Here is an 11646-nt window from a genome sequence, read left to right on the forward strand (position 1 = left end):
TCAGTGCGCGACCACGCGATTGCGCCCGTCCCGCTTCGCCTGATACAAGCGTTCATCGACCGCGCGCAACAACGCATCGACCGTCCCGCCGTCGACCCCATACTGCGCGACGCCGACGCTGACCGTCACCTGCACGCGCTTGAAATCCAGCCCGAACGGCGAACTCGCGATCGACGAACGCACGCGCTCGGCCGTCATGCGCGCGCCCTCGAGCGGCATCTCGGGCAACAGCGCCATGAACTCCTCGCCGCCGACTCGCGCGAGCGCACCGGCCGGACGTATCGCCTCGAGACACTGGCGCACGACGCCGCGCAGCACCTCGTCGCCGATCTGGTGCCCGTATGCATCGTTGATGTTCTTGAAGTTGTCGAGATCGAGCGCGAGCAGGCAAAACGGCGTGCCGTCGCGTTCCGCGCGCACGATCTCGCGCTCGACCTGCGCGATGAACTGGCGGCGGTTGGACGCGCCCGTCATCGGATCGGTCGCGGCCATGTATTCGAGCTTCTGGTTCGTGCGGCGCAGTTCCTGCAACGCACTCTCGGTGCGCGCCATCGATTCCGACAGCCGGCTCATCAGGTCTTCCTGGCTGTAGATCGCCGAGAACGAGCGCGTCGTCTGCAGCGCCTGCACGACGCCGTAGCTGAGCAGGAAGAACCCGCCCGCGAAGATCGCATGCGCGAGCCACCACATGTGATTCCACGGCTTGCCGAGGATGAACGCGAGCGACGACAGCGCGAACGCCATGATCGACACACCGTAGATCACCATCAGCGGCGAGCGGATGCGCCGCGCGAGCAGCACGCCGACGTTCAGCAGCGAAAACACCAGCGCGCCGCCTTCCATCGACAGCCGCGTACCCGGCGCGCCGGCGACCGGCGAATAGGCGATGTACGCAACCGCCACGTTGATGGTCACGAACAACCCGACCCACGGCAGCCACGTGCGCGCGCGCGTACGCTTCTCCACCCGATCGGGCGGCTGCGAATACGACAGCAGGCCCGTGAGCAGCAGGATCGACATCACGAGCCGCGAGGCGGGCCCGTACAGCAGGAACAGCCAGATGTTGTGGTGCGCCATCCCGGTGAACAGACCGTGCAGCGCGTAGATCATCGCGAAGCCGAGAAAGCCGAGCGTCAGCCAGCGCAGCAGCGGCTCGCCGGACGATCGGTAGCACACCCACGTCACGTAGGTGACGAACGCGCCTTCGAGGGTCGCGGCCGCGATCGCGATTTCATGGAATGCGTGGTTCTCGAACACGACGTGCGGGTCGCTGAAGAACCACAGATAGGCAATCAGATAGGCCGGCAGCAATGCAAAACCGACCAGCAGGCATTTCGCGTAGAGCCTCGCGGCCGCGCTGACGACGCGCGGCGGTTCCCCGGCTGCATAGGTCGTGCTCAATTTGGTCCCCGTTTCGGTCTGCTGCGTGGTTCGAACGCCCACGGTGCCGGAAACGCGCGATGCATCGTCTTCGCCGGCTACCGGAAACGCGTCACGTGCGCCGGTACGACGCACGCGTTGGCCCATCCCGCCGAAAGGCAAATGTCAGAGCAAGTATAGGTGCGGCAAATCGTTTGACAAGTAAGGGGAAACGGCAGCATCGAATGCATGGCGTTTGCTTCCTGTTTCTTACGAATCGCCCACGGATTTCGCCGATTCGCATCGCGGCCGCGGTTTCGGTCCCCCGAAAGCCGCGGCCGCCCCTCCTGCGCACAAATATCAGACGATTTCGAACAGGCCGGCAGCCCCCTGCCCGCCGCCGATGCACATCGTGACGACCACGTATTTCACGCCGCGCCGCTTGCCTTCGATCAGCGCATGGCCGGTCAGGCGCGCACCCGACACGCCGTACGGATGGCCGACCGCGATCGCGCCGCCGCTCACGTTCAGGCGGTCGTCAGGAATCCCGAGCGTGTCGCGGCAGTACAGCACCTGCACCGCGAACGCTTCGTTCAGCTCCCACAGGCCGATGTCGTCGACCTTCAGCCCCGCCTGCTTCAGCAGCTTCGGCACCGCGAACACCGGGCCGATGCCCATCTCGTCCGGCTCGCAACCGGCGACCGCGAAACCGCGGAACACGCCGAGCGGCTGCAGCCCTTCGCGCTGTGCGACATCCGCGTTCATCACCACGCACGCCGACGCGCCGTCCGAGAACTGGCTCGCGTTGCCCGCGGTGATCACGCCGCCCGGCACGGCCGAACGGATCTTCGCGACGCCCTCGAGCGTCGTGTCCGGCCGGATGCCCTCGTCGGCCGACACCGTCACGTCCTGCGTGAACAGCCGGCCCGTCGCCTTGTCGGCGATGCCTGCCCGCACGGTGATCGGCACGATCTCGTCGTTGAAGCGCCCGGCTTCCTGCGCGGCCGCGGCGCGCAGTTGCGAGCGCACGCCGTACTCGTCCTGCCGCTCCTTCGCGATCCCGTAGCGCTTTGCGACGTTCTCGGCCGTCTGGAGCATGTTCCAGTAGATCTCCGGCTTGTGCTCGACGAGCCAGCCCTCCTGGATCATGTGCCGGTTCATCTCGTTCTGCACGCACGAGATCGATTCGACGCCGCCCGCGACATACACGTCGCCCTCGCCCGCGATGATCCGCTGTGCGGCGAGCGCGATGGTCTGCAGCCCGGACGAGCAGAAACGGTTCACCGTCATCCCCGGCACGCTCACCGGCAGCCCGGCGCGCAGCGCGATCTGCCGCGCGATGTTCGCGCCGGTCGCGCCTTCGGGGTTCGCGCAGCCCATGATCACGTCCTCGATGCGCGCGGGGTCCAGCTTCGCGCGTTCGAGCGCGGCCGCGACCACGTGGCCGCCGAGCGTCGCGCCGTGCGTCATGTTGAATGCTCCGCGCCACGATTTCGCGAGCGGCGTGCGTGCGGTCGATACGATTACGGCTTCGGTCATGCGAGTCTCCTTCGGTCCTGCTTGATGTTCTGCGTCGGATAGGAATGCGCTACGCCGTCGGGCGCGCGCCCGCGGACGTCACATGTGCGACGCCCGCCGCCTGCATCTGTTGCCATGCGTGCGCGAGCGACCCGTTCAGGTCGATCGCACGGCATGCGTCGTTGATCACGGCCGCCTCGAAGCCGGCCGCGCGCGCATCGAGCGCGGACCACGCGACGCAATAGTCGGTCGCGAGCCCGCAGCACCACACGCGCTTCGCGCCGAGCTCGCGCAGATAGCCGGCGAGCCCCGTGCGCGTCGTGCGATCGGCTTCGACGAACGCGGAATAGCTGTCGACCTGGGCGTCGCCGCCCTTGCGGATCACGAGCCGCGCGTGCGGAATGTCGAGGTCGCGATGCAGCGCCGCGCCCTCGGTGTCCTGCACGCAGTGCACGGGCCACAGCACCTGCTCGCCGTACGGCAGCGCGAGCGTGGAAAACGGCTCGCGGCCGGGATGGTTCGCCGCGAACGACACGTGTTCGCGCGGGTGCCAGTCCTGCGTCAGCACGACCTGGTCGAAGCGTTGCGCGAGCGCGTTGATCACCGGCACGACCGCGTCGCCGTCCGGCACCGCGAGTGCGCCGCCCGGCATGAAGTCGTACTGCACGTCGATCACGAGCAACACGTCGTCAGTGCGTTTCATTGCATTTCTCCTTGCAAGCCTGGCCGCGCGGTCACGCGGGCCGTCAGCCGTTGAACCCGCGCCCGGCCCTGGCGAGCTCGACGATCGACGGCGCGAGCTGCCACGCGTCGCCGTTCGGTGCGGCCGCATAGCGGCGGATCGCGCGCTCGACGTTGTAGAGGCCGACCATGTCCGCATACAGCATCGGGCCGCCCCGCCACAGCGGGAACCCGTAACCGGTCAGGTAGACCATGTCGATGTCGGATGCCTTCGACGCGATCTTCTCCTCGAGGATCTTCGCGCCTTCGTTGACGAGCGCGAACACGAGCCGCTCGACGATCTCGTCGTCGCCGATCTTGCGCCGCTCGACGCCGCGCTCCTTCGAATACGCGACGACCATCTCGTCGACGAGCGCCGACGGCTTCGCCTTGCGCTCGCCCGGCACGTAGTCGTACCAGCCGCCGCCCGTCTTCTGGCCGAAACGGCCCTGCTCGCACAGGCGGTCGGCGATCTTCGAGTAGTGCAGATCGGGTTTCTCGACGTAGCGGCGCTTGCGGATCGCCCAGCCGATGTCGTTGCCGGCGAGGTCGCTCATCCGGAACGGGCCCATCGCGAAACCGAACTTCTCGATCGCGCGATCGACCTGCGCGGGCAGCGCGCCTTCCTCGAGCATGAAGAGCGCCTGGCGGATGTACTGCTCGATCATCCGGTTGCCGATGAAGCCGTCGCACACGCCCGACACCACCGCCGTCTTGCGGATCTTCTTGGCGACCGCCATCACGGTCGCGAGCACGTCCTTCGCGGTCTGCGCGCCGCGCACGACCTCGAGCAGCTTCATCACGTTCGCCGGGCTGAAGAAGTGCATGCCGACCACGTCCTGCGGACGCTTCGTGAACGCGGCGATCTTGTCGACATCGAGCGTCGACGTGTTCGACGCGAGGATCGCACCGGGCTTCGCCACCGCGTCGAGCCGGCCGAACACCTGCTCCTTCACGCCGAGTTCCTCGAACACGGCCTCGACGATCAGGTCCGCGTCCTTCAGGTCGTCGTAGGACAGCGTCGGCGTGATCAGCGCCATGCGCGCGTCGAGCTTCTGCTGCGTGAGCTTGCCCTTCTTCACCTGCGCGTCGTAGTTCTTGCGGATCGTGGCGAGGCCGCGGTCGAGCGCGTCCTGCTTCGTCTCGAGCAGCGTGACGGGCAGGCCCGCGTTGACGAAGTTCATCGCGATCCCGCCGCCCATCGTGCCCGCGCCGATCACGCCGACGCGGCGGATCTCGCGCACCGGCGTATCGGCCGGCACGTCGGGAATCTTGCTCGCCGCGCGCTCGCCGAAGAACGCGTGCCGCAGCGCACGGCTTTCCGGCGTCATCATCAGCGCGACGAAACCGTCGCGTTCGGCGACGCTGCCCTTGTCGAAGCCGTTCAGCACGCCGGCCTCGATCGCGTCGATGCACTTGTGCGGCGCGGGGAAATTCGGCGCGGCGGCCCGCGCGGAATTGCGCGCGAACTGGATGAAGCCCGCGGCATTCTCGTGGACGATCTTGCGATCGCGCACGCGCGGATGCGGCCCCTGCTGCGCGCCGACCTTGCGCGCGAACGCGACGGCCGCGTCGAGCAGGTCGCCGTCGGCCATCGCGTCGAACAGCCCGCTGTTCGCGAGCTGCTCCGACGGCACCGGCGCGCCCGACACGATCATGTTCAGCGCGGTTTCGAGGCCCACCGCACGCGGCAGGCGCTGTGTGCCGCCCGCGCCCGGCAACAGGCCGAGCTTCACTTCGGGCAGCGCGACCTGCGCACCGGGCGCCGCGACGCGATAGTGCGCGCCGAGCGCGAGCTCCAGGCCGCCGCCCATCACGACGCTGTGCAGCGCCGCGACGACCGGCTTCGCGCTCGCCTCCACCGCGCGGATCACGGTGTGCAGCGTCGGCTCCTGCAAGGCCTTCGGGGTATTGAATTCGGTGATGTCGGCGCCGCCCGAGAACGCGCGGCCCGCGCCGGTCAGTACGATCGCCGTGACCGACGGATCCTGCGCGGCACGATCGAGCGCGTCCATGACGCCCTGGCGCGTCGACAGGCCGAGCCCGTTGACCGGCGGATTGTTGAGCGTGATGACGGCCACGCCGTCGCGAGTCGAGTAATCCACTGCCATCTGCCTGCCTCCATGCATCGCGCGCCGGGGTGGCTGCGCTTCATTGTGCGCGGTCGAACGGCCGCATGTCCGGATCGAACGGAGGCAGCATACAACGAAAAAGCACGGTCGTTCAATTTGATTTCGTTCCCGATCCGGGGGCCGGATCGGGCGACCGCGCGGCGGGCCGTCGGCGGCCGCGGCTTACGGTGCGCAGCGCGCCGTCGGCAGCACGTAGTCGCGGAACGTCTCGCGCAGCTTCAGCTTCTGCAGCTTGCCGGTCGCGGTGTGCGGCAGCGATTCGACGAACACGACGTCGTCGGGCACCCACCACTTCGCGACCTTGCCTTCGTAGAACGCGAGCAGCGCGTCGCGGGTCAGGTTCGCCCCCTCCCGCGGCACCACGACGAGCAGCGGACGCTCGGTCCATTTCGGGTGCGCGCACGCGATGCACGCGGCTTCGGCGACGCCCGGGTGCGCGATCGCGACGTTCTCGATGTCGATCGAGCTGATCCACTCGCCGCCGGACTTGATCACGTCCTTGCTGCGGTCGGTGATCTGCAGGAAGCCGTCTGGGTCGATCGTCGCGACGTCGCCGGTCGGGAACCAGCCGTCCGACAGCGGCGACGTATCGCCCTTGAAGTAGTGATCGATCACCCAGGGCCCGCGCACCTGCAACTCGCCGAACGCGACGCCGTCCCACGGCAGTTCGCGGCCGTCGTCGCCGACGATCCGCATGTCGACACCGCAGATCACGCGCCCCTGCTTCTCCAGCAACCGGCGCTGCACGTCGAGCGGCCGCTGCGACTGCGCCCAGTTGAGCTTCGCGAGCGTGCCGAGCGGCGACAGCTCGGTCATTCCCCACGCGTGGATCACGCGCACGCCGTATTCGTCCTCGAACGTGCGCAGCATCGCGGGCGGGCACGCCGAACCGCCGATCACCGTGCGGTTCAGCGTCGAGAAGCGCACGCCGGCCTCGCGCATGTAGTTCAGCAGCCCGAGCCACACGGTCGGCACGCCCGCCGAGAACGTCACGCGTTCGGCCTCCATCAGTTCGTACAGCGACTTGCCGTCGAGGTCCTTGCCGGGCAGCACCAGCTTGCCGCCGGTGAGCGGCACCGCGTACGGCAGCCCCCACGCGTTCACATGGAACATCGGCACGACGGGCAGCACAGCGTCCAGCGCCGACAGGTTCATCGCGTCGGGCAGCGCGGCGCCGTAGGCATGCAGCACCGTCGAGCGATGTGAATACAGCACGCCCTTCGGATTGCCGGTCGTGCCCGACGTGTAGCACAGGCCGGACGCCTGCAGTTCGTCGAGGCGCGGCCAGTCGTAGCGGCCGTCCTCGGCGTCGACGAGCGTTTCGTAGCACAGGTACGGCGTCGCGCCGGACGGCAGGTGCGCGGCATCCGTCATCGCGATCCAGCCCTTCACGGGCGGGCACTGCGGCGCGATCGCGTCGACGAGCGGCGCGAAATTGATGTCGAAGAAGACGTAGCGGTCTTCCGCGTGATTGACGATGTAGGCGATCTGCTCGGGAAAGAGCCGCGGGTTGATCGTGTGGCACACGGCGCCCATCCCGCCGATTCCGTAGTACGCCTCCAGATGCCGGTAGCCGTTCCAGGCCAGCGTGCCGACACGCTCGCCCGCTTCGACGCCGAGCCGTGCGAGCGCCTGCGCGAGGCGCTTCGCGCGCTGCTCGCAGTCGCGGTACGTGTAGCGATGCAGGTCGCCTTCCACGCGCCGCGACACGATCTCCGTGTCGCCCGCATAACGCGCGGCATGCGCGATCAGCGACGACACCAGCAACGGCATGTCCATCATCTGGCCCAGCAACGGCTTACCCATCGTCTTGTTCTCCCGGAAGGACGCGAATCGGTGACCAGCCTCGAAGCGATGCGCCAGCCTGCAACCCGTCCACGGCCCGGACCGGCCTGGCGCAAGGCGCGCGGGCCGCCATGCGGGCGGCGCGGCGCCGCCTTACAATATCGGCTTACCCAGAGGCGCTCAACATGTCGTTTTCCCGAAGCGCAGCCGCTACGGCTGACACTCTCCCCGACCTCGCCGCCACGCTCGGCGCGCCGGCCGTCGGCGCGTTCGTCGCACTCGGCGACGCGTTTCATACGCGGCTGCCGGCAGCACCCCTGCCCGCGCCGTACGTCGTCGGCTTTTCCGACGAAGTCGCGCGCCTGCTCGGCTTGCCGGCGTCGCTCGCCGCCCAACCCGGATTCGCCGAGCTGTTCGCCGGCAACCCGACGCGCGACTGGCCCGCGAGCGCGATGCCGTACGCGTCGGTGTATTCCGGCCACCAGTTCGGCGTGTGGGCCGGCCAGCTCGGCGACGGCCGCGCGCTGACGATCGGCGAACTCGCCGGCAGCAACGGCCAGCGCTACGAACTGCAGATCAAGGGCGGCGGCCGCACGCCGTATTCGCGGATGGGTGACGGCCGCGCGGTGCTGCGTTCGTCGATCCGCGAATTCCTGTGTTCGGAAGCGATGCATCACCTCGGCATTCCGACCACCCGCGCGCTCACGGTGATCGGCTCCGACCAGCCGGTGGTGCGCGAGGAGATCGAGACGTCGGCCGTCGTCACGCGCGTGTCGGAGAGCTTCGTGCGCTTCGGCCACTTCGAGCACTTCTTCTCGAACGATCGCCCGGACCTGCTGCGCCAGCTCGCCGATCACGTGATCGAGCGCTTCTATCCCGCATGCCGCGACGCCGACGATCCGTACCTCGCGCTCCTCGAAGCCGCGACGCTGCGCACGGCCGACCTCGTCGCGCAGTGGCAGGCCGTCGGCTTCTGCCACGGCGTGATGAACACCGACAACATGTCGATCCTCGGCGTGACGATCGACTACGGCCCGTTCGGCTTCGTCGACGCGTTCGACGCGAACCACATCTGCAACCACTCCGACACGAGCGGCCGCTACGCGTACCGGATGCAGCCGCGCATCGCGCACTGGAACTGCTACTGCCTCGCGCAGGCGCTGCTGCCGCTGATCGGGCTGCAGCACGGCATCGCCGACGACGATGCGCGCGCCGAGCGCGCGGTCGACGACGCGCAGGCCGTGCTCGCGAAGTTTCCGGAACGCTTCGGCCCGGCGCTCGAGCGCGCGATGCGCGCGAAGCTCGGCCTCGAGCTCGAACGCGAGAACGACGCCGAGCTCGCGAACAAGCTGCTCGAAACGATGCACGCGAGCCATGCTGACTTCACGCTGACGTTCCGCCGGCTCGCGCAGATCTCGAAGCACGACGCGAGCCGCGACGCGCCGGTGCGCGACCTGTTCATCGATCGCGACGCGTTCGACGCATGGGCGAACCTCTACCGCGCGCGGCTGTCCGAGGAAACGCGCGACGACGCGGCCCGCGCGGCCGCGATGAATCGCGTGAACCCGAAATACGTGCTGCGCAACCATCTGGCCGAAGTCGCGATCCGGCGCGCGAAGGAAAAGGATTTTTCCGAAGTCGAACGACTCGCGCAGGTGCTGCGCCGCCCGTTCGACGAACAACCGGAACATGAAGCTTATGCGGCATTGCCGCCCGACTGGGCCGGGTCGCTCGAAGTGAGCTGCTCGTCGTGACCCGACCGACCCGACCGACCGATCAGGAGAACTCCCACATGTCACACGATTCCGACGACAAGACCTTCCCGTACCAGAAGGACGACGCCGAACTGCGCCGCCGGCTCACGCCGATGCAGTACGAGGTCACGCAGCATGCGGCGACCGAGCGCGCCTTCACCGGCGAATACACCGACACCGAGGACGCCGGCATCTACAAGTGCGTCGTCTGCAGCACGCCGCTGTTCGAATCCGGCGCCAAGTTCCATTCGGGCTGCGGCTGGCCCAGCTACTTCAAGCCGCTCAACGGCGAGGTGATCGACGAGAAGATCGACCGCTCGCACGGAATGGTGCGCGTCGAGGTCCGCTGCAACCATTGCGGCGCGCATCTCGGCCACGTGTTCGAGGACGGCCCGCGCGACAAGACCGGTTTGCGCTACTGCATCAATTCGGCTGCGTTAAACTTCGAGTCCCGACCCGAAAACGAATGAGCGGCACCGGACGGATCGGTCGGACAGCCTGCCCGGCTGCCCCGATCCCGGACGGTGGCGCCCGGCGGGTCCCCACAACGGTGAAAGGCCGCGCGATGCGGCCTTTCACGCAGCTGCGAGCGCCATGAAATTCCTGTTCGATCTGTTTCCGATCATCCTGTTTTTCGCCGCCTTCAAGGTCTGGGGCATCTTCACCGCCACCGCCGTCGCGATCGTCGCGACGCTGGCCCAGGTCGCGTGGGTCGCCTTCCGGCACCGGAAGGTCGACACGATGCTGTGGGTCAGTCTCGGCGTGATCGTCGTGTTCGGCGGCGCTACCCTCGTCCTGCATGACGAGAAATTCATTCAATGGAAACCGACTGTGCTGTACTGGCTGTTTGCGATCGGGCTGCTCGCCGCGCGCTATGCGTTCGGCAACAACCTGATCGAGAAGATGATGGGCAAGCAGCTCACGCTGCCGCACCCCGTGTGGGACAAGCTGAACGTCGCGTGGGCGCTGTTCTTCGCGGTGCTCGGCGTCGCGAACCTGTACGTGGTGCACAACTACACCGAATCGCAGTGGGTGAACTTCAAGCTGTTCGGCACGACGGGCGCGATGGTCGTGTTCATCATCCTGCAGAGCCTGTGGCTCACGAAGTACCTGAAGGACGAATGACATGACCGACGCTTTCCTCGACGCCTCGCCCGACGAACGCATCGCGCTGATCGAAGCGCGCCTGACCGCCGCGCTCGCGCCGCTGTCGCTCGCGGTGCGCGACGACAGCGCGCAGCACGCGGGTCACGCCGGCGCCGCTGCCGGCGGCCACTTCACGGTCACGATCGTGTCGGCCGCGTTCGCGGGCAAGCCGCGCGTCGCGCGGCACCGGCTGGTGTATGATGCGCTCGCTGATGCGATGCAGCGCGGCATTCACGCGCTCGCGATCGTGGCTTACACGCCCGAAGAATTCAACGAATCTTCAATCTAGTCTCAACAGGAATTCCCGATGATCCTGAAATCCCCCCGCCTGTGGGTCGCGGCGGCTGCTTTTGCAGCGGCACCGGCATTCGCCCAGAACATCGCCGTCGTCAACGGCACGCCGATTCCGAAGTCGCGCGCCGATGCGATGGTCGCGCAACTCGTCCAGCAAGGCCAGACCGACAGCCCGCAACTGCAGCAGGCCGTGCGTCAGGAACTCGTGAACCGCGAAATCCTGATGCAGGAAGCGATCCGCGAAGGCATCCCGAACCGCCCGGACGTGAAGGCGCAGGTCGCCGTCGCGCAGCAGACGGTCGTGCTGCGCTCGATGATCGAGAGCTTCCTGAAGAAGAACCAGCCGACCGACGCGGAAGTGAAGGCGCGTTATGACGACCTCGTGAAGGGTGCCGGCGGCAACCGCGAGTATCACCTGCACCACATCCTCGTCGACAGCGAGCAGCAGGCGAAGGACCTGATCGCGAAGATCAAGGGCGGCGCAAAGTTCGAGGACCTGGCGAAGCAATACTCGAAGGATCCGGGCTCGGGCAAGAACGGCGGCGACCTCGACTGGTCCGACCCGAAGGCGTACGTGCCGGAGTTCGCGGCCGCGGCGCAGAAGCTGCAGAAAGGCCAGATGACCGACGCGCCGGTGAAGACGCAGTTCGGCTGGCACATCATCCGTGTCGACGACGTCCGCGACATCGCCCCGCCGCCGTTCGACCAGGTGAAGGCGCAGATCGCGCAGCAGCTCGTACAGCAGAAGCTGCAGGCGTTCGAGGAAGGCCTGCGCCAGCAGGCGAAAATCCAGTAACGTCGGCGACGATCGCCCACGCGAAGGCCGCTCCCTGGAGCGGCCTTTTTCATGCGCGCTTGCAGTGCGCGCCGAAGCGCAACCAACGCGTCGCCATCGTCACTCGTATCGCGATCGTCACTGATGTCGCGATCGCCGGCCT

Annotated in this window: 10 protein-coding genes; 5 read left to right on the forward strand and 5 right to left on the reverse strand. The window is 67.5% G+C overall.

Features of this window, described 5'->3' with window-relative positions:
• From DIE02_RS00585 to DIE02_RS00605, 5 genes are all read right to left on the reverse strand, one after another.
• Positions 1 to 1401, reverse strand: coding sequence for a sensor domain-containing diguanylate cyclase (locus DIE02_RS00585; RefSeq protein ID WP_124486247.1), 1401 nt, complete (start codon positions 1399 to 1401; stop codon positions 1 to 3).
• 318 nt (positions 1402 to 1719) lie between these two features.
• Positions 1720 to 2898 carry an acetyl-CoA C-acyltransferase gene (locus DIE02_RS00590; RefSeq protein WP_124486246.1) on the reverse strand — a complete coding sequence of 393 codons (1179 nt, stop codon included), beginning with the start codon at positions 2896 to 2898 and terminating at the stop codon, positions 1720 to 1722.
• A gap of 49 nt (positions 2899 to 2947) precedes the next feature.
• Positions 2948 to 3580 (reverse strand): bifunctional nicotinamidase/pyrazinamidase, encoded by a 633-nt coding sequence (gene pncA / locus DIE02_RS00595; protein WP_044843660.1) that lies wholly within the window; start codon positions 3578 to 3580, stop codon positions 2948 to 2950.
• A 43-nt stretch (positions 3581 to 3623) separates the two neighbouring features.
• On the reverse strand, positions 3624 to 5708 hold the full coding sequence (locus DIE02_RS00600) for a 3-hydroxyacyl-CoA dehydrogenase NAD-binding domain-containing protein (RefSeq protein ID WP_124486245.1): 2085 nt from the start codon (positions 5706 to 5708) through the stop codon (positions 3624 to 3626).
• Between the two features lie 183 nt (positions 5709 to 5891).
• The gene (locus DIE02_RS00605) at positions 5892 to 7535 is read right to left on the reverse strand and encodes a 3-(methylthio)propionyl-CoA ligase (protein WP_124486244.1); all 1644 of its coding nucleotides are present in this window, start codon (positions 7533 to 7535) and stop codon (positions 5892 to 5894) included.
• 164 nt (positions 7536 to 7699) lie between these two features.
• On the opposite strand from DIE02_RS00605, the gene DIE02_RS00610 reads away from it, so the two are divergent.
• The 5 genes from DIE02_RS00610 to DIE02_RS00630 all read left to right on the forward strand — a co-directional run bounded on the left by DIE02_RS00610 (position 7700) and on the right by DIE02_RS00630 (position 11504).
• Positions 7700 to 9268 (forward strand): YdiU family protein, encoded by a 1569-nt coding sequence (locus DIE02_RS00610; protein ID WP_124486243.1) that lies wholly within the window; start codon positions 7700 to 7702, stop codon positions 9266 to 9268.
• 38 nt (positions 9269 to 9306) lie between these two features.
• Positions 9307 to 9738 (forward strand): peptide-methionine (R)-S-oxide reductase MsrB, encoded by a 432-nt coding sequence (gene msrB / locus DIE02_RS00615; protein WP_059529717.1) that lies wholly within the window; start codon positions 9307 to 9309, stop codon positions 9736 to 9738.
• Between the two features lie 124 nt (positions 9739 to 9862).
• Entirely contained in the window at positions 9863 to 10393 is a 531-nt protein-coding gene (locus DIE02_RS00620; protein ID WP_006753406.1) for a septation protein A, read from the forward strand.
• 1 nt (position 10394) lies between these two features.
• On the forward strand, positions 10395 to 10703 hold the full coding sequence (locus DIE02_RS00625) for a BolA family transcriptional regulator (RefSeq protein WP_124486242.1): 309 nt from the start codon (positions 10395 to 10397) through the stop codon (positions 10701 to 10703).
• An 18-nt stretch (positions 10704 to 10721) separates the two neighbouring features.
• Complete coding sequence (locus DIE02_RS00630) at positions 10722 to 11504, forward strand: peptidylprolyl isomerase (RefSeq protein WP_044843666.1); 783 nt, start codon at positions 10722 to 10724, stop codon at positions 11502 to 11504.
• Positions 11505 to 11646: the final 142 nt, after the last annotated feature.

Source organism: Burkholderia sp. Bp8991 (assembly GCF_003853795.1).
GTDB lineage: Bacteria > Pseudomonadota > Gammaproteobacteria > Burkholderiales > Burkholderiaceae > Burkholderia.